Source organism: Rhizobium chutanense (assembly GCF_002531935.1).
In the GTDB taxonomy this organism is placed as follows: domain Bacteria; phylum Pseudomonadota; class Alphaproteobacteria; order Rhizobiales; family Rhizobiaceae; genus Rhizobium; species Rhizobium chutanense.
Genome location: NZ_NWSV01000001.1, coordinates 409,634 through 433,026, shown reverse-complemented (window position 1 = coordinate 433,026; position 23,393 = coordinate 409,634). Strand labels below are relative to the sequence as shown.

16 protein-coding genes and 1 pseudogene are annotated in these 23,393 nt (G+C 62.0%); 9 read left to right on the top strand and 8 right to left on the bottom strand.

What is annotated here, in order from left to right; translation table 11 throughout:
• Window positions 1-68 precede the first annotated feature (68 nt).
• A complete protein-coding gene (locus CO666_RS02065) occupies window positions 69-770 on the bottom strand; it encodes a DUF1013 domain-containing protein (protein WP_085738789.1) in 702 nt (233 codons plus the stop codon).
• A 229-nt stretch (window positions 771-999) separates the two neighbouring features.
• Between CO666_RS02065 and acs the strand changes: the two genes are divergently transcribed.
• Window positions 1,000-2,955, top strand: coding sequence for an acetate--CoA ligase (acs, locus tag CO666_RS02060; protein ID WP_097610479.1), 1,956 nt, complete (start codon window positions 1,000-1,002; stop codon window positions 2,953-2,955).
• A gap of 81 nt (window positions 2,956-3,036) precedes the next feature.
• Here acs and CO666_RS02055 read toward each other — a convergent pair whose 3' ends face one another.
• The gene (locus CO666_RS02055) at window positions 3,037-3,261 is read right to left on the bottom strand and encodes a DUF1674 domain-containing protein (RefSeq protein WP_097610478.1); all 225 of its coding nucleotides are present in this window, start codon (window positions 3,259-3,261) and stop codon (window positions 3,037-3,039) included.
• 110 nt (window positions 3,262-3,371) lie between these two features.
• On the opposite strand from CO666_RS02055, the gene htpX reads away from it, so the two are divergent.
• From htpX to purH, 4 genes are all read left to right on the top strand, one after another.
• Window positions 3,372-4,334: a zinc metalloprotease HtpX gene (htpX, locus tag CO666_RS02050; protein WP_097610477.1), complete on the top strand. Its 963-nt coding sequence runs from the start codon at window positions 3,372-3,374 to the stop codon at window positions 4,332-4,334.
• Window positions 4,325-5,713: an RsmB/NOP family class I SAM-dependent RNA methyltransferase gene (locus CO666_RS02045; RefSeq protein WP_097610476.1), complete on the top strand. Its 1,389-nt coding sequence runs from the start codon at window positions 4,325-4,327 to the stop codon at window positions 5,711-5,713. The genes htpX and CO666_RS02045 overlap by 10 nt, the downstream gene beginning before the upstream one ends.
• A gap of 184 nt (window positions 5,714-5,897) precedes the next feature.
• A complete protein-coding gene (locus CO666_RS02040) occupies window positions 5,898-7,571 on the top strand; it encodes a heparinase II/III family protein (RefSeq protein WP_097610475.1) in 1,674 nt (557 codons plus the stop codon).
• Window positions 7,572-7,676: 105 nt separating this feature from the next.
• Entirely contained in the window at window positions 7,677-9,293 is a 1,617-nt protein-coding gene (purH, locus tag CO666_RS02035) for a bifunctional phosphoribosylaminoimidazolecarboxamide formyltransferase/IMP cyclohydrolase (protein WP_097610474.1), read from the top strand.
• 32 nt (window positions 9,294-9,325) lie between these two features.
• On the opposite strand, the gene CO666_RS02030 is transcribed toward purH, so the two are convergent.
• Genes CO666_RS02030 through CO666_RS02020 form a run of 3 tightly spaced genes read right to left on the bottom strand, consistent with a single transcriptional unit; the run spans window position 9,326 to window position 15,777 of the window.
• Window positions 9,326-10,714 carry an MFS transporter gene (locus CO666_RS02030; RefSeq protein ID WP_097610473.1) on the bottom strand — a complete coding sequence of 463 codons (1,389 nt, stop codon included), beginning with the start codon at window positions 10,712-10,714 and terminating at the stop codon, window positions 9,326-9,328.
• A 25-nt stretch (window positions 10,715-10,739) separates the two neighbouring features.
• Window positions 10,740-15,515: an NAD-glutamate dehydrogenase gene (locus CO666_RS02025; protein ID WP_097610472.1), complete on the bottom strand. Its 4,776-nt coding sequence runs from the start codon at window positions 15,513-15,515 to the stop codon at window positions 10,740-10,742.
• The gene (locus CO666_RS02020; protein ID WP_179869600.1) at window positions 15,463-15,777 is read right to left on the bottom strand and encodes a hypothetical protein; all 315 of its coding nucleotides are present in this window, start codon (window positions 15,775-15,777) and stop codon (window positions 15,463-15,465) included. Before CO666_RS02020 ends, CO666_RS02025 begins: the two co-directional genes overlap by 53 nt.
• A 15-nt stretch (window positions 15,778-15,792) precedes the next feature.
• Here CO666_RS02020 and pdxY point away from each other — a divergent pair, with 15 nt between their 5' ends.
• The 3 genes from pdxY to CO666_RS02005 all read left to right on the top strand — a co-directional run bounded on the left by pdxY (window position 15,793) and on the right by CO666_RS02005 (window position 19,084).
• Window positions 15,793-16,668, top strand: coding sequence for a pyridoxal kinase PdxY (pdxY, locus tag CO666_RS02015; RefSeq protein ID WP_097610471.1), 876 nt, complete (start codon window positions 15,793-15,795; stop codon window positions 16,666-16,668).
• Window positions 16,669-16,740: 72 nt separating this feature from the next.
• Window positions 16,741-17,382 (top strand): carbonic anhydrase, encoded by a 642-nt coding sequence (locus CO666_RS02010; RefSeq protein ID WP_097610470.1) that lies wholly within the window; start codon window positions 16,741-16,743, stop codon window positions 17,380-17,382.
• Between the two features lie 91 nt (window positions 17,383-17,473).
• Window positions 17,474-19,084 (top strand): GGDEF domain-containing protein, encoded by a 1,611-nt coding sequence (locus CO666_RS02005; protein ID WP_097610469.1) that lies wholly within the window; start codon window positions 17,474-17,476, stop codon window positions 19,082-19,084.
• A 52-nt stretch (window positions 19,085-19,136) separates the two neighbouring features.
• Here the strand turns inward: CO666_RS02005 and CO666_RS02000 are convergent, their stop codons facing one another.
• The 3 genes and pseudogenes from CO666_RS02000 to CO666_RS34980 all read right to left on the bottom strand — a co-directional run.
• A complete protein-coding gene (locus CO666_RS02000; RefSeq protein WP_097610468.1) occupies window positions 19,137-19,961 on the bottom strand; it encodes a lytic murein transglycosylase in 825 nt (274 codons plus the stop codon).
• A 169-nt stretch (window positions 19,962-20,130) separates the two neighbouring features.
• Entirely contained in the window at window positions 20,131-21,165 is a 1,035-nt protein-coding gene (locus CO666_RS01995) for an aspartate-semialdehyde dehydrogenase (protein ID WP_097610467.1), read from the bottom strand.
• A gap of 112 nt (window positions 21,166-21,277) precedes the next feature.
• Window positions 21,278-21,487: pseudogene (locus CO666_RS34980) on the bottom strand (hypothetical protein); the annotation flags it as partial.
• 90 nt (window positions 21,488-21,577) lie between these two features.
• Between CO666_RS34980 and CO666_RS01990 the strand changes: the two are divergent.
• Window positions 21,578-23,332 carry an alkaline phosphatase gene (locus CO666_RS01990; RefSeq protein ID WP_097610466.1) on the top strand — a complete coding sequence of 585 codons (1,755 nt, stop codon included), beginning with the start codon at window positions 21,578-21,580 and terminating at the stop codon, window positions 23,330-23,332.
• Window positions 23,333-23,393 lie beyond the last annotated feature (61 nt).

Genomic DNA, 23,393 nt, shown 5'->3' with positions numbered 1-23,393 from the left:
GATAGGCAATAAAAAACCCGCCGGGGCCATTCGGTCCGCGGCGGGTTTTTGATGAGGCGGTCGATATTTCAGTACTGGTCGTCGTCGTCTTCGTCCTTCGGGGCCGAGCGCAGCGAGCTCAGCTTGCGGAAGACGGCGTCGGCGTCGATTTCCTTTTCTTCCTCGCGCTCGTAGCTCGGGGTCAGACGCTCGGTTTCCTGAGCCGATTGCAGCGTCGCGCCAAGTTCGGCGGCGGTCGGCAGCGGACGGCCCTTGGAAGCCTTTTCCACTTCCATGTCCAGATCGATCTGGCTGCAGAGGCCGAGCGTGACCGGATCCATCGGCGCCAGGTTGGCGGAGTTCCAGTGGGTGCGCTCGCGGATCTGTTCGATGGTGGATTTCGTCGTGCCGACGAGGCGGGAAATCTGCGCGTCCTTCAATTCCGGATGGTTGCGAACGAGCCAGAGAATGGCGTTCGGCCGGTCCTGGCGCTTGGAAACCGGCGTATAACGCGGGCCGCGGCGCTTGGATTCCGGTACGCGAACCTTCGGTTCGGAAAGCTTCAGCTTGTGGTTCGGATTGGCTTCGGCGCGGGCGATCTCGTCGCGGGAAAGCTGTCCTGTCGAGATCGGGTCGAGGCCTTTGATGCCCTGCGCCGCTTCGCCGTCGGCGATCGCCTTGACTTCGAGCGGATGCAGTTTGCAGAACTGCGCGATCTGATCGAAAGACAGTGCCGTGTTGTCGACGAGCCAGATGGCTGTCGCCTTCGGCATGAGCAGTGTTTGAGCCATGGATATAGTCCTTCTATCGTCCGCGCCGGTCGCGGTCCGTGGATTGTCACCACAATGTCCGGGAAATATGCCGCTATATAACCGCACTGTCGCAGAATTGCAATTCTTCCGAAATGAAATGACCTTTGTCTAATTGCCGCCGCGATGCGAACTGCTATGAATTGCCCTGATTTGAAATCTGGGCCCGTTTTGCCGGTGGCCTGTTGCATGTCCCAGGAGGAGGAGTTCCATGTCGGAGAAGATCTATCCGGTCACGAAGCCGGTAAAGGCGCGCGCCCTGATCGATAAGGATAAGTACCTGAAATGGTACGAGGAGAGCGTCGAGGACCCGGACAAGTTCTGGGGCAAACACGGCAAGCGGATCGACTGGTTCAAGCCCTATACCAAGGTCAAGAACACCTCCTTTAACGGCAAGGTCTCGATCAAATGGTTCGAGGACGGCCAGACCAACGTCTCCTACAATTGCATCGACCGTCATCTGAAGACGAATGGCGACCAGGTGGCGATCATCTGGGAAGGCGACAATCCCTATATCGACAAGAAGATCACCTATAACGAACTCTACGAGCACGTCTGCCGGATGGCGAACGTCTTGAAGAAACACGGCGTCAAGAAGGGCGATCGTGTCACCATCTACATGCCGATGATCCCGGAAGCGGCTTACGCGATGCTTGCCTGCGCCCGCATCGGCGCGGTGCATTCGATCGTCTTCGGCGGCTTCTCGCCGGAAGCCCTGGCGGGGCGCATCGTCGACTGTGAATCCACCTTCGTCATCACCTGCGACGAAGGCGTGCGCGGCGGCAAGCCGGTGCCGCTGAAGGACAATACCGATACGGCAATTCACATTGCGGCACGCCAGCACGTGATCGTGGAGAAGGTTCTGGTCGTGCGCCGCACCGGCGGCAAGACCGGCTGGGCGCCGGGCCGCGATCTCTGGCATCACCAGGAAATCGCCACCGTGAAGGCGGAATGCCCGCCGGTGAAGATGAAGGCGGAAGATCCGCTCTTCATTCTTTATACGTCAGGCTCGACCGGCAAGCCGAAGGGCGTGCTGCACACGACGGGCGGCTATCTCGTCTATGCGGCGATGACGCATGAATATGTCTTCGACTATCATCACGGCGATATCTATTGGTGCACCGCCGATGTCGGCTGGGTCACCGGCCACTCCTATATCGTCTACGGGCCGCTGGCGAACTGCGCGACGACGCTGATGTTCGAGGGCGTGCCGAATTTCCCCGATCAGGGCCGTTTCTGGGAAGTGATCGACAAACACAAGGTCAACATCTTCTATACCGCGCCGACGGCGATCCGCTCGCTGATGGGCGCCGGCGACGACTTCGTCACCCGATCCTCGCGCTCATCGCTGCGCCTGCTCGGCACTGTGGGAGAACCGATCAATCCGGAAGCCTGGGAATGGTATTACAATGTCGTCGGCGACAAGCGCTGCCCGGTTATCGATACCTGGTGGCAGACGGAAACCGGCGGCCACATGATCACGCCGCTGCCCGGCGCCACCGATCTGAAGCCCGGCTCGGCGACCACCCCGTTCTTCGGCATCAAACCGCAGCTGGTCGACAATGAGGGCAAGGTGCTGGAAGGTCCGGCCGACGGCAATCTCTGCATCACCGACAGCTGGCCCGGCCAGATGCGCACGGTCTACGGCGACCACGAACGCTTCATCCAGACCTATTTCTCCACCTACAAGGGGAAATATTTTACCGGCGACGGCTGCCGGCGCGATGCGGACGGCTATTACTGGATCACCGGCCGCGTCGACGACGTGCTCAACGTCTCCGGCCACCGGCTCGGAACGGCAGAGGTGGAATCCGCACTCGTCTCGCACAATCTGGTTTCGGAGGCTGCGGTCGTCGGTTATCCGCATGCGATCAAGGGCCAGGGCATCTATTGCTATGTGACGCTGATGGCCGGTCATGACGGCTCGGACACGCTTCGCCAGGAACTGGTGAAACATGTGCGCGCCGAAATCGGCCCGATCGCCGCCCCCGACAAGATCCAGTTCGCCCCCGGCCTGCCGAAGACCCGCTCCGGCAAGATCATGCGCCGCATCCTGCGCAAGATCGCTGAAGACGATTTCGGTGCGCTTGGCGATACCTCGACACTCGCCGATCCGGCCGTCGTCGACGACCTGATCGCCAACCGGCAGAACAAGGCGACCGCCTGATAGAGAAGCCGCTCCGGTTTGTTGCCGGAGCGGCTCACTTTTACGCAGGGTGTGCGGCTGGCGGCCCGTTTTTCGATCCGTTTAGAAATCGATTGCCCGGCCATTGATCTCGTAGTCGCCGAAGCGGGCCGGCTCGGCTCCGCCGCGGCCGCCGGTTTCCGGCGGCAGCTCCAGCGGCTTCTGGTTCTTGCGCCGCTCCTCGGCTTCGGCAAGGGCGCGTTTGGCAGCCGGAGACAGGACCTTGCGCGGCGGCTCCGATCCCTCGGCCGTCGGCGTTTCGCTATTGTCGTTATCGGCTTCCTGCATCGGCTTCTCCTGCCGGAAATATTGAAAATGGCTGGTGAATAACCAAATCATAATGCGCCAATGCCGCGATTGAAAGCTTGCGGCGGCGAAATCGGAGATGGAGATTCACAATGAACCTCGTTCGCACTGCCATGTTGCTTGCCTTCATGACGGCGCTTTTCATGGCTGTCGGCTTTCTGATCGGCGGTCGGGCCGGCATGATGATCGCCTTCGTCATCGCCGCCGGGATGAATTTCTTCTCCTACTGGAATTCCGACCGCATGGTGCTTTCGGCCTATCGCGCCCAGGAGGTCGACGAGCGTAACGCGCCGGAATTCTTTGCGATCATCCGCGATCTCGCCCGCAATGCCGGCCTGCCGATGCCGAAGGTCTATCTCTACGACAGCCCGCAGCCGAATGCCTTTGCCACCGGCCGCAACCCCGACAATGCTGCGGTGGCCGCCTCGACCGGCCTGCTCAGTGCCCTGTCTCCGGAGGAAGTCGCAGGCGTGATGGCGCATGAGCTCGCCCACATCCAGAACCGCGACACGCTGACGATGACGATCACGGCAACGCTTGCCGGCGCGATCTCGATGCTCGGTAATTTCGCTTTCTTCTTCGGCGGCAACCGAGACAACAACAATAATCCGCTCGGCTTCGTCGGCGTCCTCGTGGCGATGATCGTGGCGCCGCTTGCCGCCATGCTGGTGCAGATGGCAATCAGCCGGACGCGCGAATATTCGGCCGACCGCCGCGGCGCCGAAATCTGCGGCAATCCGCTGTGGCTGGCTTCGGCGCTCGGCAAGATCGCCCGCGGTGCCGCCCATGTTCCGAACCAGGATGCCGAGCGCAATCCGGCGACGGCCCATATGTTCATCATCAATCCGCTCTCCGGCGAGCGCATGGACAATCTGTTTTCCACCCATCCGAACACGGAAAACCGCATCGCGGCGCTGCACGACATGGCGCAGGGCGGCATGAATATCTCGACGCCGCCGGTTCGGGCTGCTAATCCGTCGCGCAAATCGCGCTCTGTTCCGGATACGGGTCTTGGTCGCGGTGGTTCGCAACCGCCAAAAGGTCCTTGGTCTTGAATTCAGACGGCACGAAGAAACCATTCCGCAAGCACAAGCCCTCGACCGAGCGATCCCAGCCGGCAAAACCCGGCATGCAGGCCCGCGCCGCGGCGGCAAAAATTCTTGCTGCCGTCGTCGATCGCAAACTGCCGCTCGACGGCGCTCTCGACCATGAACACGGCAATCCGGCCTATAGGGCGCTCGGCGAAAGCGACCGGGCGCTGGTCCGCGCCATTCTGAACACGACGCTGCGCCATCTGCCGCGCATCGATGCCGCGATTGCAGCCCTGCTGGAATCGCCGCTGCCGGAAGGGGCACGGGCGCTGCACCATGTGCTCGCAATCGGCGCGGCGCAGATCCTCTATCTCGACGTGCCGGATCATTCGGCCGTCGATCTTGCCGTCGAGCAGGCCAATCAGGATCCGCGCAATCGCCGTTTCGCCAAGCTGGTCAATGCCATTCTGCGCCGGCTCGGCCGCGAGAAGCAGCAGATGTTGGGTGAGATCGGCAAGGTCGCGCCGATGCCGGCCTGGTTCATCGCCCGGCTGGAAAAGGCCTATGGCCGGGACGCGGCGCTGGCGATTTCGGAATCCCAGCTCGAGCCGGCGGCAATCGATCTGACCGTCAAGTCCGACCCCGAAGGCTGGGCAAAACGGCTGAACGGCGTTGCCCTGCCGACGGGCGGCGTGCGGCTTGCGGCTTTTGACGGCGGCATCCCTTCGCTCGAAGGTTTCGAGGAGGGCGCGTGGTGGGTGCAGGATGCGGCAGCCAGCATCCCGGCCAAGCTTTTCGGTGATCTCTCCGGCAAACGCACCGCCGATCTCTGCGCTGCCCCGGGCGGCAAGACGGCGCAGCTCATTCTTGCCGGCGGTGCGGTCACCGCCCTCGACCAATCGGAAAACCGGCTGAGACGGCTGCGGTCGAATCTCGACCGGCTCGGCCTGAAAGCGGAGACGATTGCAGCCGATCTGACGACATTCGCGCCGGCGGAGCGTTTCGATGCGATCCTGCTCGATGCCCCCTGCTCTTCCACCGGCACGACGCGCCGGCACCCTGACGTGCTGTGGACCAAGGGACCCGAGGATATCGCCCGGCTGGCGGCGCTGCAGGAACGGCTGCTGCGTCACGCGCTGACATTGCTGAAGCCGGATGGAATGCTGGTTTTTTCAAATTGCTCGCTCGATCCCGCCGAAGGCGAAGAGGTCGTCGCTCGTATCCTTGCGGAGACGGATGCCATCGAGCGCGTTCCGATCGGTGCCGGCGACTGGCCCGGTCTCGAAGCGGCGATCACGCCGCTCGGCGAATTCCGCACGCTTCCCACCATGCTGAAAATGCCGGATGGCATCGCCTCCGGCCTCGACGGCTTCTATGCCGCGGTGCTGCGGCGCGTGGCCTGATTGCCGACGTCAGCGCTCACGGCGAATCTGTGAGCTCAAGAGGCGCTAAAATCGCGCCATGATCTCCGGTGAAGCGTATTCATTTGCGTATATTCGAACCTTGTCACGAATTAATGCATTGCGGGCGATGAAATCGGCCGCTTTTCACCTATTCTTAACCACGAGGGTCAATAGACAATAGAATATGCAGTCCGGTCGGCGTTTTGCGAGCATGTATGTTCGGGAGGCTTGGCGGCGCGCCTTGCGCCGCGTCGCGTTGCTGCGCCTGAAGCTCTTCCGCCATTCGGTCAACGTGCCCGAGCGTCTGATCGTCGCACCGACGGATCTGCGCAGCATCGATTCGCATGTGGCCGACGAGATTCTCAACGGGCGCTTTCTGTTGGCCGGGCGCATGCTGGAAACGGGTGGAAAGTCACCCTTCACCTTCACCCTGCCCTCGCGCCCCTTCGCCACCCGCCTGCACAGCTTCGGCTGGCTGCGGCACATGCGGGCGAACAAGACGGAGCGCAGCTCGGCCGCGGCGCGCGCGATCGTCGACAGCTGGCTTTCCATCCATGCCGGCCGCATGGAAGGCATTGCCTGGGAGATCGACATCACCGCCCAGCGCGTCATCGCCTGGCTGTCGCATTCGCCTGTCGTGCTGCAGAATGCCGACCGGGGCTTCTATCGCCGCTTCATGAAGTCGCTAGCGTTCCAGGTGCGGTTCCTGCACCGGATGGCGCCCTATACGCTTGGCGGCCTGGAGCTGTTTCGGCTGCGCATCGCGCTCGCCATGGCCTCCGTCGCCATGCCGACCCGCGCCGCCACCCTCAGACGGGCGGCGCAGGCGCTCGACCGCGAATTCGATAGCCAGATTCTGCCGGATGGCGGCCATATCTCGCGCAATCCGCGGATCGGCCTGGAATTGCTGCTCGATCTGCTGCCGCTGAGACAAACCTACGTCAATCTCGGTCACGACCTGCCGCAGAAACTGATCTCGGGCATCGACCGGATGTATCCGGCATTGCGGTTCTTTCGCCATCAGGACGGGGATCTGGCGCTGTTCAACGGGGCGACCTCGACGCTGGCAAACGAGCTGATCTCGGTGCTGCGCTATGACGAGACTGCCGGCCAGCCGTTCAAGGCTTTGCCGCATTCGCGCTATCAGCGGCTTTCCGGCGGAAAAACGGTGATCATTGCCGATGCCGGCACGCCGCCTTCGGGAGGCGCGCTGCGAACCGTGCATGCCGGCAGCCTCTCTTTCGAAATGTCGTCCGGCCGCCACCGCTTCATCGTCAATTCCGGCTCGCCGAAATTTGCCGGGCACCGCTATGTCCAGATGGCCCGCACGACGGCGGCGCATTCGACCGTCATCCTGAACGACACCTCGTCCAGTCGTTTTTCGCCCTCGCCGTTCCTCAATCACGCGATCACCGAACCGGTCAAGACAGTCACCGTCGACCGTGCCGAAACGGAGGATGGGCGCGACAGCATCAAGCTCAGCCATGACGGTTATATCAGGGCGTTCGGGGTGCTGCACGAGCGTGAACTGACACTCAATGCCGCGGGCTCGATCGTGACCGGCCGCGACCGGCTCGTCGTCCGGGAAGGCCATCAGAGTGACGAGCCCCTGAAGGCTGTCGCCCGTTTCCATATTCATCCCGCGATCGTGTTGCAGCAGAGCGATGGAGAATCGGTGATGCTGACGGCGCCGGACGGCGAAAGCTGGCTGTTCTCTGCGCCCGGCAACGAAGTGTTGATCACCGAAGACATCTTCTTTGCCGATAGCTCCGGCATTTGCGGTTCGGACCAGATCGAGATCGACTTCGATCTTGCCGAGAAGACGGAAATCCGCTGGTTCCTATCCCGCAAAGGCTAGATCATATGCTGAGGCCTGTTTGCGCGGCGGCAAAGCTGTGCTAACGCGGCGCCAGCAATAGACGTCCGTCGTGACGTCTCCCGAAGCCCGAACGGAGAAGGTTTCATGGCCGTCATTTCCAAGAAGATCCCCGCCCCCGACAAGGTCGAAATCAAGACCGCCCTCCTCTCCGTCTTCGACAAGACCGGGATCGTCGAACTCGCCCAGGCCTTGTCTGCCAGAGGTGTGCGGCTGCTGTCGACCGGCGGCACTTACAAGGCGATCGCCGCTGCCGGTCTTGCCGTCACCGATGTCTCCGAAATCACCGGCTTTCCCGAGATCATGGACGGGCGGGTCAAGACGCTGCATCCGACGGTGCATGGCGGCCTGCTGGCGATCCGCGACGATAGCGACCATCAGGAGGCGATGAAGAAGCATGGCATCGAGGGCATCGACCTCGCCGTCATCAATCTCTACCCCTTCGAAGAGGTACGGGCGGCCGGCGGCGACTATCCGACGACGGTCGAAAATATCGATATCGGCGGCCCGGCGATGATCCGCGCATCGGCCAAGAACCATGCCTATGTGACGATCCTGACCGATCCCGACGACTATGCCGAGTTCACGGAGCAGCTTTCCGCGGATGGCGGCAAGACTGCCCATGCCTTCCGCCAGCGCATGGCCGCCAAGGCCTATGCCCGCACTGCCGCCTATGACGCGATGATTTCCAACTGGTTCGCCGAAGCGCTGTCGATCGACACGCCGCGCCACCGGGTGATCGGCGGCGTTCTGAAGGAAGAGATGCGTTACGGCGAAAATCCGCACCAGAAGGCCGCCTTCTACGTCACCGGCGAGAAGCGCCCGGGTGTTTCGACGGCTGCCCTTCTCCAGGGCAAGCAGCTCTCCTACAACAACATCAACGATACCGACGCCGCCTACGAGCTGGTCGCCGAGTTCCTGCCCGAGACGGCGCCGGCCTGCGCCATCATCAAGCATGCCAATCCCTGCGGCGTCGCCACCGGATCGAGCCTGGTCGAGGCCTATCGCCGTGCGCTTGCCTGCGACAGCGTGTCCGCCTTCGGCGGCATCATCGCGCTCAACCGGACGCTGGATGCCGAAACGGCCGAGGAAATCGTCAAGCTCTTCACCGAGGTGATCATCGCGCCCGATGTGACCGACGAAGCGAAGGCGATCGTCGCCCGCAAGCCGAACCTGCGGCTGCTGTCTGCCGGCGGCCTGCCCGATCCGCGTGTCGCCGGGCTGACAGCGAAGACCGTTTCCGGCGGCCTTCTGGTCCAGAGCCGCGACAACGGCATGGTCGAGGATCTGGAACTGAAGGTCGTCACCAAGCGCGCGCCGACGGCGCAGGAGCTTGAGGACATGAAGTTCGCCTTCAAGGTCGGCAAACACGTGAAATCGAATGCCGTGGTCTATGCCAAGGATGGCCAGACGGCCGGGATCGGCGCCGGCCAGATGAGTCGGGTCGATTCCGCCCGCATCGCGGCGCTGAAGGCCGAAGAGGCGGCCAAGGCGCTCGGCCTTGCCGTGCCGATGACCAAGGGTTCGGCGGTCGCCTCCGAGGCCTTCCTGCCTTTTGCCGACGGTCTCCTGTCGATGATCGCCGCAGGGGCGACGGCGGTCATTCAGCCGGGCGGCTCGATGCGCGACCAGGAAGTCATCGATGCCGCCAACGAACACGGCGTCGCGATGGTCTTCACCGGCATGCGTCATTTCCGTCACTGAGCGCGATCGACCGGCCCCCAAAGGGCCGGTTGTTATGCCCGATCGGCCGGATAGGGCGTGCGGATCAAGAGCACGAGCCCGCCGGCCAGGAACAGGATCAGCGTCGCCATTCCGAGCCGCGGCGATCCGCTGATATAGGTCATCAGCGAGAAGAGCAGCGTCGCCATGAAACTGGTGGCGCGCCCTGAAAGCGCGTAGATGCCGAAATAGCGGCCGGCTTCCTCCGGGCTGACGCTGCGGGCGAGATAAGAGCGCGACGAGGCCTGCACCGGCCCGAAGGCGAAGCCGATCAGCAGACCATAAAGAATATAGGCCTTCTCCGCCGCAGTGCCGAAGAGGCCGCCGGAATCGGCCGTCGGCAGCTGCATCAATCCGAACAGGGTGTAACCCGGCCCCGTCGAGATGATGCCGATGGTGGCGAGAAGCAGCATGGTGAGGCTGATGACAACGGTCACCTTCGAACCGACGCCCTTGTCGATGCGGCCGGCGATCAGGCAGCCGAAGATTGCGACGACGTTGAGGATGATGCCGTAGATGCCGATCTCGATCGTCGCCCAGCCGAACATGCCGGCCGCGAAGACGCCACCAAGGATCAGCAAGCCGTTGACGCCATCCTGATAGATCATGCGGGCGATGAGAAATCTCAGGATGCCGCGGCGTTCCTTCAGTTCGCCAAGGGTGTTTTTGAGTTCCCGCAGGCCGGAGCGGACGGCGGTGGTGAAGGGAAGACCCCTGCCGACATCCGGCGTGAAGAAAAACATCGGCAGGATGAAGATCAGGTACCAGACGGCCGAGATCGGCCCGGTGATACGGGCATCCTGGCCGGTCTTCGGATCGAGGCCGAAAAGCGGATCGAGGCCGAGGATGGTCTTGCCGCTCTCAGGGCTCGCCGCCAGAAGCGTCACGACGGAGATGAGCACGATCATGCCGCCGAGGTAGCCAAGCCCCCAGGCGGTGTTGGAGAGCTTGCCGACCTCGTGTTTGGCGACCAGGCGCGGCATCATCGAATCGTTGAAGACGATCGAGAACTCGGCCGAAATCGAGGCGAGGATCATGAAAATGACGGGATAAACAACTGGCGAGCCGGGGGCGGCGAACCACAGGCCGAAGAGGCTTGTGATTTTGATGATCGCGAAGAAGCCGATCCAGGGTTTGCGGGCGCCGGACTGGTCGGCGATCGCGCCGAGCACGGGTGACAGCAGGGCGATGATCACCGAGGAGATCGTCGCCATGTTGCTCCACGTCGTCTGCGCGGACACCGGATCATTGGTCAGCCGGGAAACGAAATAAGGCCCGAAGATGAAGGTGGTGACCACGGTGAAGAAGGGCTGCGCTGCCCAATCGAAGAACATCCACCCCCAGATGCCCTTCTCCGTGGCTTTCGGCGGCTGCGTCCCTGTCCAGTCGATGCGATTCACCATCCGCTCCTTTTTGCAGCGGACTGTCTCACCTCGCCCGGTCGCGCGCAAGATCGGTCAGGATACCTGCAGCAACGGTAATACGCGCAAGGTTGGGGTCACCGCCGTCGCTGAGGCTCGACAGCTCCTCGACGATGCGGTTGATGCGGATACGGTCCTGTGCATGCCAGGCTTGGACAGGAAGCTTCTCCTTGCCGTGATCGGAGAGCGCCGAGATGACGATATCGCGTCTGGCGCTGGCGATCTGGTCGATGCTGCGGGCAAGCGCCAGATTCTCGTAATGGTCGGAGGTGAGGATGCGTCCGCCGGCTGCCAGCAGCCGGGCAATCCGGAACGTCTGCGACACCGCGAAGTAGTTTTCGGCGGCACGCACCAGCGGCTCGCCGGTGCGCTCGGCAATCTGCATGATCTCGGGCACCAGCGCCAGGCTTTGCAGATTGGCAATCTCGGCGGCGAGCTTTTCGGACACGCCGGCCTGGGCGTATTCCGCCTGGCGTGCGGCGGCATCGGCGGCCGACTGTTCGGCGAAGGCAGGTTTCAGCTTCTTCAGGGCAGCCTGCAGCCGGCTAATCACTTCCGCCATATCGGCCTTGGCCATGCCGGTCTTCAGGAGCAGGCGCGTCAATACGGTAAAGCTATGGCTGATTTCCTCGTAGATGCGGTTCTGCATCTGCCCGGACACCTTGCCGTCCAGAGCATCCGTCTCGGACCAGAGCCTCGTCAGGTCGAAACCGTCGCGGGCGACGATCGCCGCACGCACCACTTCCGGCGCCGAAGCCGCCGTTGCGTCCATCATCGCGACGGTGAAGCTCGGGCCGCCGCGGTTGATCGCCTCGTTGGCAAGCACTGTCGCGATGATTTCGCGCTTCAGCCGGTGACCAGATATATCGCCGGCATTCGACTTCTGCATCTTCACGGGGAAGTAATTAAAAAGCGTCGCGGTGAAATAAGGATCGTCAGGCAGGTCGCTGGCGGCAAGCGCATCGAAGAGCACGATCTTGGCGTAGGACACCAGCACGCCGATTTCCGGCCGGGTCAGCGGCATGCCGGCGGCATAGCGCTCGGAAAGCGTTGCGTCGTCCGGCAATGTCTCGACCTTGCGGTTCAGCTGCTTGGCGCCTTCGAGAACAGTCATGAAACGCGCAAGTTCCAGGCCGTTGGCCGTGCCCTTGCGCTCCGTCAGCGAGATCGCCAGTGACTGCAGATAGTTGTTGCGCAGCACGAGGGTCGCCACCTCGTCGGTCATCGACGACAGAAGCTGGTCGCGTTTCGCGCGCGTCAGACGCCCGTCATGCATGGCGGCCGCCAGCGCGATCTTGATGTTGACCTCGACGTCCGAGGTGTTGACGCCGGCCGAGTTGTCGATGGCGTCGGAGTTGCAGCGCCCGCCCTTGAGGCCATAGGCGATGCGGCCCTTCTGGGTGACTCCGAGGTTTGCACCCTCGCCGATCACCTTGGCGCGCACATCCGTTGCGGCGATGCGGATCGGATCGTTGGCGCGGTCGCCGACTTCGGTATCGGTTTCGGAAGGCGCTTTCACATAGGTGCCGATGCCGCCGAACCAGAGCAGGTCGACCGGGCTCTTCAGGATCGCGGTCATGATCTCGAAGGGGGTCGCCACCGCCTTGTCGATGCCGATCGCAGCGACCGCTTCCGGCGTCAGCGTCACCGATTTCGCCGCGCGGGAAATGATCATCGCGCCCTTCGAGAGCACGCTTTTGTCGAAATCCTGCCAGCTCGAACGCGGCAGGTTGAAGAGCCGCTGGCGCTCGGCCAGGGTCTTTTCCATGTCGGGATCGGGATCGATGACGATGTCGCGGTGATCGAAGGCGGCGATCAGCCTGATCTTCGGAGAGAGCAGCATGCCGTTGCCGAAGACGTCGCCCGACATGTCGCCGACGCCGGCAACGGTGAAGGGCGTCGTCTGGATGTCGATGTCCATTTCGCGGAAATGGCGTTTGACGGTTTCCCAGGCGCCGCGGGCGGTGATGCCCATCTTCTTGTGGTCGTAACCGGCCGAGCCGCCGGAGGCGAAGGCATCATCAAGCCAGAAGCCAGCTTCCTGCGCCAGCGCATTGGCGGTGTCGGAGAAGGTTGCGGTGCCCTTGTCGGCGGCGACGACGAAATAGGGATCGTCGCCATCAAGCCTCACCGTATCCTTCGGCGGCACGATCTCGGCGCCCGAGATATTGTCGGTGATCGACAGCAGCGTGCGGATATAGGTCTTGTAAGCCTCGCGGCCGGCATTGAAGATCTCGTCGCGGCTGCCGCCTGCGGGAAGCTTCTTCGGATAGAAGCCACCCTTGGCGCCGACCGGCACGATAACCGCATTCTTCACCTGCTGCGCCTTGACGAGGCCGAGCACCTCGGTGCGGTAATCCTCGGCACGATCGGACCAGCGCAGGCCGCCGCGCGCCACCTTGCCGAAGCGCAGGTGCACGCCTTCGACCTCGACGCCGTAGACGAACATTTCGCGGAAGGGTTTCGGCTCCGGCAGCCCGTCGACCAGGTGCGGATCGAGCTTGAAGGCCAGCATCGGCTTCGGCGAGCCGTCCGGGTTCTTCTGGAAATAATTGGTGCGCAGCGTCGCATCGACGATATTGACGTAGCGGCGCAGGATACGGTCGTCGTCCAGGCTCGGCACGTCGGCGAGTTCGGCCTCGATCGCCTGGTGCAGCTCGGCAAGTTTCTTCACGCGGACTTTTTCCGAAAGCTTGATGTCGAGCGTGTCGTGGAACAGCCGGAAGATGGCGGCGGCGATCCTCGGATATTTGTCGAGGGTCGTTGCGATATAATCCTGCGAATAGGCGATGCCGGCCTGGCGGAGATAACGCGCATAGGCGCGCAGCACATTGGCTTCGCGCGCCGAGAGCCCGGCCGAGAGGATCAGCCGGTTGAAACTGTCATTGTCGATCGTGCCGGCAAAGGCTGAGACGAAAGCTTCCTCGAGGGCGGCGCCGTAGCGATGCAGATCGATTTCACTGCCGTTGCGGGTCTCGAGTTCCATGTCGTGCAGCACGACGAGTTTCGTTTCTCCACCGGCAGCCGGCACGCCGATGTCGAAGGTGCGTTCGCTGACGACGTTGAAACCGAGGTTTTCCAGAAGCGGCACACGGCGCGACAGCGCCAGCTGGCCGCCGGCGTGGAAGATCTTCAGCGAGAGGGTCCGACCCTGTTCTTCCTGGCGATGGTAGAACTGGATGCGAAGCGGCTCGCCGGCCGCGCAAGCGCCGATATCGGCGAGGTCGGCCACGGTTTCTTCAGGAGTGAAAGAGTCCTGGAAGGCCTGATCGACCGCCAGTTTCGGCGCTTTGGGTCCGGCCAATGCTTCGAAACGGTCGTCCCACCGTGCGGTGATTTCACGGATCGTCTGTTCCAGCTTGCCCTGCGGAATGCGCGGCGTCTTGCCGCCGGAGCGGCCGATGATGAAATGCACGCGTGCCACGCCGCCCTCCGGGAAAGCCGGGTAATAGGCGGAGACACGGCCGTCATAGACGGTCTTCAGATAGGTGCCGATCCGCTCGCGCACGATCGAGTCGTATTCCTCGCGCGGCACGTAGACGATCACCGAGACGAAGCGGTCGAAATGGTCGATGCGCGGCAGGGCGCGCACGCGCGGCCGATCGGCCAGATCGTTGATCTGTTCGGCAAAGCTTGCAAGCAGTGTCGTATCGATCTGGAAAAGATCGTCGCGCGGATAGGACTCCAGCGTGTTGTCGAGCATACGGCCGGAATGGCTCATCGGGTCGAAGCCGAAATGCTCCTTCACTTTCTCGATCTTGGAGCGCAGCAGCGGGATTTCGGCGGCGAGCGAGGTATAGGCCGTCGAAGTGAAAAGACCGACGATGCGCAGTTCGCCGGTGACGTTGCCCTTGGCGTCGAAACGCTTGACGCCGACATAATCCATATAGGCGCGACGATGGACGATCGATTTCACGTTCGCCTTGGTGACGATCAGAAAGTCGGGGCCGTCGAGGAAGGCAAGGATCTCCGGGGTCGTGGTCACGGCGTCCTTGCCGGTGCGCAGCACGAGAACATCGGGGTTGGAGAGAATGCCGAGGCCGGCGCCCTTGTCGCGCTCGACCTTGGCGTCGGCACCCTTGCCGGAATAGACATATTCGCGCATGCCGAGGAAGGTGAAGTTCTCGTCGCGCAGCCAGCTCAGGAAGGCGATCGCCTCGGCATGCTCGGCCTTCCTGCGGCCGGCGCCATTGGCCGCAAGCTCGGCGATCACGCCATCGAGCTTGGAGAGCATCGGCTTCCAGTCGGAAACCGACAGGCGGACTTGTTCCAGCACGGTTTCGATGCGCTTGACGAGATCGGCGGCCTGGGCGGAATTAAGCGGGGCGATATGAAGCTGGATGTGGCTGACGCGCGCGGCCGGATCGCTCGGTTGGTCGGCGGAATAAAGGGTGGGCGCCTTGCCTTTTTCGATCACCAGGATGGGATGCACGGCCATGAACAGGTCGCGATGGGTGCTCGTCACTTCTCCCATGACCGATTCATAGAGAAAGGGCATGTTCCGGTCGGTGACCGAAAGCACCGAGACGGCGGTGCCGTCGGGCGTGACACCGGCAATGCTGTCGATGCTGACGCGCGGCGTCCTGCCGTTCCAGGCGGCCAGTTCCCTGGCGGAATGCTCGGCGGAGAGCGCCAGCATCTCGGCCGTATAGAGTTCGAGATCGTCATTGCTGGCCCGGCCGAAGAGGATTTCCGGATCGAGATGCGGCTCGTTTGCCGCCTTGGCGATCTTACGCGCACCTTCGATCTGCTTTTCCCGTTTCGGATTGTTTCTGGCAGCCATGGATCGCCTCCCGCAATAGACTGATTTTCTGCAAGCTATCAGAAGATTCCTCGAAAAAATCTCTAAAATAGCGGTCTGAAGGACCGTTTTGATGCTTTTTTGAGATCGAAAATGGGAAATTGTTGGAGATTTTTCCGCTTTCGTGGCCAAAACGAGCGGAACGGCCCTCCTTCCGACTTTTCGCTTCGCCGCACATTTCCATGCTCACGTGAAGAATGGTTGACAGCGTGGCGTCAAAAAGATCATCAAACGCCATCGTCATTCGGACTTTGATATCATGTCGGAAAATGCAGCGGGCGCAGTCATCGTCATCTCCAGCCATGTGGTGCGCGGCTCGGTCGGAAACCGCGCGGCTGTCTTTGCGCTGGAGACGCTCGGCCATCCGGTCTGGGCCTTGCCGACCGTCGTGCTGCCCTGGCATCCCGGCCACGGCCGCTCGACGCGGCTGACCTTTGCGGAAGCCGATTTCGACGCGGCGATCGACGATCTGATCCGCGCGCCGTGGATCGGCGAAGTCAAGGCGGTGCTGTCGGGTTATTTCGGCAATGCCGCCCAGGCACGCTCCGTCGCCCGGCTGATCGCGGCGCTCCGGCAAGACAATCCCGAGCTCGTCTATGTCTGCGATCCCGTCATGGGCGATCTCGGCGGCCTCTACGTGCCGGAAGCGACCGCCGAGGCCATTCGCGATCACCTCATTCCGCTCGCCTCGCTGGCGACGCCGAACCGCTACGAACTTGCATGGCTTTCGGGGGCGGCGCTCGAAGACAACAGCGCGATCATGGAGGCGGCGCTGGCGCTCGGGCCGTCGCGTATGCTCGTCACGTCGGCGGTGCCGATGATGGCGGGTGGTACCGGCAATCTCTATCTTTCCGGCCGGCACGCGCTTCTTGCCGAGCACCGGGTCGTCGAAAATCCGCCGAACGGTCTCGGCGACCTGCTCGCCGCGGTCTTCCTGTCGCGCCTGCTGTCCGGTCTGGAGGACGAGAAGGCGCTGCAGCTTGCCACGGCCAGCGTCTTCGAGGTGCTGGCGCGCGCCGTCAAGCGCGGCAGCAACGAGTTGATGCTGGCAAGCGATGCGTCCAGCCTTTCGACGCCGATGGCCATGGTGCAGATGCGCCGACTCGTTCACCCGGCGCAGCAGCGGAAAAGATGACGCATCCGCCAATGCGCTCATTTTGCGGTGCAGCAGTTGATCTTATCGTTCGTGCGCGCTAATCCAGAAGGCATGCAGCGTTTTCCAACACCACTTCTTGACGGCTACCGCAACTTCATGAACGGGCGTTATGCAGACGCCCGCGACAGGTATCGGCAGCTTGCCGAAAACGGTCAGAGTCCCCATACGCTGGTCGTTGCCTGTTCGGACTCGCGGGCGGCGCCGGAGCTGATCTTCGATGCCGGCCCGGGCGAGCTCTTCGTCATCCGCAACGTCGCCAATATGGTGCCGCCTTATGAGCCGGACGGCCATTTCCATTCGACCTCAGCCGCGCTCGAATTTGCGGTGCAGGCACTGAAGGTCTCCGATATCGTCGTCATGGGCCATGGCCGCTGCGGCGGCATCCGCGCAGCACTCGATCCGAATGCCGAACCGTTGTCGCCCGGCGATTTCATCGGCCGCTGGATGTCGCTGGTCAAGCCCGCCGCCGAGCAGATCCAGAGCAACGATGTGATGACGGCCGCTGAACGGCAGACGGCGCTGGAGCGTGTCTCCATCCGCAATTCGATCAACAATCTCAGGACCTTCCCCGAAATTAAGGCGCTTGAGGATGCAGGAAAAATGCATCTTCACGGCGCCTGGTTCGACATCTCCACAGGTGAACTCTGGGTCATGGATGCCGAGACGCGCGACTTCATTCGTCCCGAAATCTAGCGATAGCGCGGTTTATCAGTTTTTTAAGGATTCCTGCTAAGATTGCATCAATTGGTTACGCGACTTGTGTTTGATCACGTGGCGATTGGCGATGAAGTTCGAAACCATCAAAAAGGTTATCCTGGCCGCGATCCTGCTGCCCTTCGTCTTCATGCTCATTGAAGGCGTCATCGTCCTCCGCACTTCCATGCAGCAATACAGGGAACTCGAGAAGGATCGGCAGTTCGCCGACGTGCTTGCCCGCGGCGGGTCCATCGCCGCCACGGAAATCCTGAGCGAAATCGATGCCACGCGCCGCTATCTTGCGCGTCCCAGCAGCAGCAACGCCATCGACATGCAGCGAAGCCGGCTGACGCTGGATCGCGAACGCCGCGCTTTTTATGCCCGCTTGCCGCCGCGCGATACGCTCGATCAAGGACTCGCGGGTGAATTATCGGCTCTCAGCCTTGCCTACAGCCGCATCGTCGCCGCGCGCAGCGCCGTCGACCAGGGCCGCTATTCCGGCAGCACTCCCGGTTCCGTCTATTGGTATGCGGCTCTCAAGCAGCTTGCCGTCGTCGACGCGCTTTCACCGCTGATCAGCGACCCCGTGCTGCGTGAGAAATCCAACCAGCTGATGGGCATCCTGCTCACCTACTACGGCGAAAGATTGATCACGGGAATTGGCACCCGTTACCTCGATCAAGGCGTTTCCGCCAGGTTTCCGATAGAATTGTTCATACAGGGCAAGACCATGCTCGGCGCCGGCATGGATCACATGGTCCTCCATTCCTCCGCGTCAATCGTGCGCGACATCGTCGCCTATCTCAGTCGCAGCGAACAGGTGAAGGCGAATGCGATCACCGACGCCATTCTTGCCGGATCGCGGCCGTCACGCGCAATGCGCGACGTCTGGGCGTCTGCACAGCGAGAACGTATGGCCTTCCTGCAGCGGAAGATGGTGGAGGCCGCAAGCGATATTCACGAGACCGGCGAACAGTTTTCGACGCTTTCGCATCTCCACCTGACCCGGATCCTGGCGCTGTGCGCGGGCTTGCTTATCCTCGCCACGCTGGTGATGGTGCTGGCGGCAAGAGGCCTGCGCCTGATCGACCGGTTGTCTCGAGACCGAGAGAAGCTGGTGGGCGAATTGCGCAACGCTGCTCAAACCGATCTTCTGACGGGGCTTTACAACAGGCGCGGCTTCGAGGTCGCGGCATCGGCGCTTCTCACGCAGGCCGAGCATGGATCGCGCTGGATTTCCGTCGTGCTCTTCGACCTCGACCATTTCAAGAAAATCAACGACGTTCACGGGCATGACGCCGGCGATGCTGTGCTTCGGCAGGTCGCGGCTGTCGCGCGGCAGAATTTCCGTTCCTTCGATCTGTTGGTGCGCCATGGGGGCGAGGAGTTCCTGGCGCTTTTGCCGGATTCGACGCCCGACGACGCCGCAATCATCGCCGAGCGTGTGCGGCGGGCGATCGAGGCGGCGGAAATCCCATTGCCGGGCGGCGATCTTCTGAAGGTGACGGCCAGTTTCGGATGCGTCGGCCGGGCAAACGAAGCCGCCAACCGGAACTTCGAGGATCTGGTCAAACGCGCCGACCTGGCGCTTTATGCCGCCAAGGCCTCCGGCCGCAACTGCGTCGTCGCCGGAGCGACCGTGCCGCCGCAGGAGGAGCGACGCAAGGCAATGTCCGGTGGTTTTGATTCCCGCATATGAAAAACGCCGCTGAGAAGCAGCGGCGTTTCCGGATGTTCCTATCGATGAATGCTTATCTGCCGGCGTCGATCTGCTGGCCGATATAGGCGATCGCCTGTTGATAGACGCTGGCGGCGTTCCAGCCCTGAATGGCGACGAAATTCGGTTCTCCCGGCTGATAACCGGCGCCGGCGCGCCAGCCATGGCCCTTCAGGAAATTCGCGGTCGAGGCCAGCGCATCGGCGCGAGAGCCGACCATGTCGACGCGGCCGTCGCCGTCGCCATCGGCGCCGAAGCGGACGACGTTGCGCGGCAGAAATTGCGTCTGGCCGATTTCACCATGGGCGGCACCCTTGGCCTGCGGGCTGAGATAACCCTCGGAGACGAGCTGGAGCGCGGCATAGAGTTGGTCGGTGAAATATTCCGAACGACGGCAGTCATAGGCAAGGGTCGAAACAGCCGACAGCGTATGCTGATTGCCCATATAGCTGCCAAAACCGGTTTCCATGCCCCAGATCGCGATCAGCGGACCGGCCGGAACGCCGAACCGGCGTTCGATCGAGGCGAAAAGCGCCTGGTTGGCGGCTTTCATCGAACGGCCGCGGGAAATGACGGCGGCACCACCGCGCTTCTGCATGAAGGCGTCGAAGGAGAGCTTGAAGCTCTTCTGGCCCCGGTCGGCGGCGATCGTCGGCTTGTTGTAGTTGACGTTGGCGAAGGCGCGGCTGAGCACCGATTGGCTGACGCCATTGGCCGCTGCCGTCTGCTTGAAATCGGCGACCCAGGCGTCGAAGCCGGCGCTGGTATTGCCACATTGCGGTCCTTGCGCGAACGCCGGTACCGCATGGAGGACGCCCATTGCCGCAGCGGCCGCCAGAAACAACTTTATCATGCGCATTGAGAAACCCCGCTCTCGATCTGCATAGTTTTTAGGCGGGCAAGAGAATGCCAGCCACTTGCGATTTTGTCACGATCACCTTTTAGCGAGCGCTTATACAGTCGTATTCGCTCTGAAAAAGCCCCGCTCACCGAGCAGGGCTTTAACAGCTTATGGTTTACAAATTGTATCAGGCGGCCTGCTTGCGCGGCTTGACCAGGCCGCGATTGACGAGCAACTCCGCGATCTGGATGGCGTTCAGCGCGGCGCCCTTGCGCAGGTTGTCGGAAACCACCCACATGTTGAGGCCGTTTTCAACCGTCGCGTCCTCGCGGATGCGCGAGATATAGGTCGCGTCCTCGCCGGCCGACTCATAAGGCGTGATGTAGCCGCCATTCTCGCGCTTGTCGATGACGAGGCAGCCGGGAGCGTCGCGCAGGATATCGCGAGCCTGGTCGGCGGTGATCTCGTTTTCGAATTCGATGTTGACCGATTCCGAATGGCCGATGAAAACCGGCACGCGCACTGCCGTGCAGGTCACCTTGATCTTCGGATCGAGCATCTTCTTCGTCTCGGCCAGCACCTTCCATTCTTCCTTGGTGTAGCCGTCTTCCATGAAGCTATCGATGTGCGGGATGACGTTGAAGGCGATACGCTTGGTGAACTTCTTGTTCTCGATCGGATCGGCGACAAAAACGGCGCGCGTCTGGTTGAAGAGTTCGTCCATGCCGTCCTTGCCGGCGCCGGACACCGACTGATAGGTCGAGACGACGACACGCTTGATCTTGGCGAAGTCGTGCAGCGGCTTCAGCGCCACCACCAGCTGGGCGGTCGAGCAATTCGGATTGGCGATGATGTTGCGCTTGGTGAACTGGCTGATGGCATCCGGGTTCACTTCCGGCACGATCAGCGGCACGTCGGCGTCGTAACGCCAGGCCGACGAGTTGTCGATGACGACGCAGCCCTGCTGGCCGATCTTCGGCGAAAACTTCTTGGAGATTTCGCCGCCGGCCGACATCAGGCAGATATCGGTATCGGAGAAATCGTAATTCTCCAGATTGGAGACCTTCAGCGTCCGGTCACCAAAGGAAACCTCGGTGCCCTGCGAACGTGCCGAGGCAAGCGCCACGACCTCATCGGCGGGGAAGCCGCGTTCGGAGAGGATGTTGAGCATCTCCCGGCCGACATTTCCGGTGGCTCCTGCAATTGCTACTTTGAAACCCATTTCTCAAGCTCTCTTTCTCTTCTCTCCTCTTGTCCGGTGAGGGGGAAAGGCGCGACGGATCGCGTCTTCCTGTCCCCAGCCGAGCCGGGGAGAGAGCGGCAGGCCAGAGACGTCAGACGGTTTTCGTCGTCGTTTTGGCCTTGGTTTTGGCAGAAACCGGAACGGCAATGTCCACCCCGGCAACCTGTGCCCGGTCATTGCATGCAGCAATGGCGTGTTCGTCGCGAACCATGGATATTCCTTTTCCGCTGTTGCTCTTAGAAGGTTTTCCACAGGAGTCAAGGTTTTTGCGCTCGGAGCCGGAAGGCGAAAGCGGCTGCCGCCATGCTGCGACGTTTTGTCATGCCGCTGTCATCCCAGGGAGGTATCCCGGCCCGGTTGTCAATGTCTGCAACGAAAACGGGGGTTTTCCATGCGTACGCTTCTCGCCGCTTTTGCGGCCACCACCATCCTTGCGGGCGCCGCTCAGGCGACGACGGTCTATCCGCTCGATCACGCGACGATTCTTGCCGGTTCGCCGTTCGATTTCAAGGTCGAGCTCAACAAGCAGGTCAAGCCCGCAGACGTGAAGATCACCGTCAACGGCCAGGACTACAAGACCGTCCTCGGTGGCGAGGCGCAGTTCATCGAGCTCGAAAAAGGCAAGGATGACAAGGCTCTCGGTTCCGCTCTGCTGCTGCGCGGCCTGAAGATTGCCGCTCCGGGCGACTACAAGATCGAAGTCGCTGCCGGCGACGAAACGAAGTCCGTCACCTGGAACGTTTACGAAACCGCGGCCCAGCCGAAGGCCAAGAACATCATCTTCCTGCTCGGTGACGGTCTTTCCGTCGCGCATCGCACCGCCGCCCGCATCATGTCCAAGGGCATGACCGAGGGCAAGGCGAACGGCCGCCTGAACATGGACGATCTCGACCGCATGGCTTTCATCGGCACGTCGGCAACGAATGCCGTTGCCACGGACTCGGCCAACACCATGTCGGCCTACATGACGGGCCACAAGACCGCCGTCAACGCGATCGGCGTTTACGCGGACCGCACGCCGGCCTCGCTCGATGATCCGCGCGTCGAAACCTTCGCGGAAGCCGTTCGCCGCACGACCAAGAAGTCGATCGGCATCGTTGTGACGGCTGAAGTCGAGGATGCAACGCCGGCTGCGGTCGTTGCCCATACCCGCAACCGCGGCGACAAGGCCGAAGTCGTCGGCATGCTGCTCGACGTCAAGCCGGAAGTGCTGCTCGGCGGTGGCTCGGCCTATTTCCTCGGCAAGGAAGTCGCCGGTTCCAAGCGCAAGGACAACCAGGATTATATCAAAATGTTCCAGGATGCCGGCTACAAGCTTGCGACCGACAAGAACGAGCTCGCCGCCAATGCATCGGCTGAAGGCAATCTCCTCGGCCTCTTCCACACCGGCAATATGGACGTGACGCTCGACCGCGAATTCCTCAAGAAGGGCACGGTCGACAAGTTCCCGAACCAGCCGGGTCTCGTCGACATGACCAAGATTGCGCTCGACCGTCTCTCCAAGAATCCGGACGGTTTCTTCCTGATGGTCGAAGGTTCCTCGATCGACAAGATGTCCCATCCGCTTGATTGGGATCGTGCCGTCGTCGAAACCATCGAATTCGACCAGGCGATCGGCGTCGCCCGCGAATTCCAGAAGACCCATCCCGATACGCTGATCGTCGTCACCGGCGACCATACGCATGGCGTATCGATCATCGGCACCGTCGATGACGAGAAGCCGGGCACGGAAATGCGCGAAAAGGTCGGCACCTATGCCGAGGCCGGCTTCCCGAACTACAAGGATGAGAACGGCGACGGTTATCCCGATAAGATCGACGTCAGCCGCCGGCTGTTCCTGAGCGCCAACAACGGCCCCGATCACTACGAGACCTTCCGTCCGAAGCTCGACGGCCCGTTCGTTCCGGCCGTCCAGAACGAAAAGAAGGAATATGTCGCCAACGAGCAGTATAAGGATGTTCCCGGCGCCGTCTTCGTTCAGGGCAATCTTCCGAAGAGCAGCGAGAGCGGCGTCCATGCGGTCGACGATGTCGTACTGCAGTCGGCCGGCCCGGGTTCGGAAGAGTTCCATGGCTACATGGAACAGAGCGACGTCTACCGTGTGCTCGCCGACACCTTCGCTCTCGGCGCCAAGCAGACGAACTGATCTGCTTGCGGGCCTTGCACCTTTCGTCGATCATAGTCCCGGCCGGTCAACGGCCGGGACT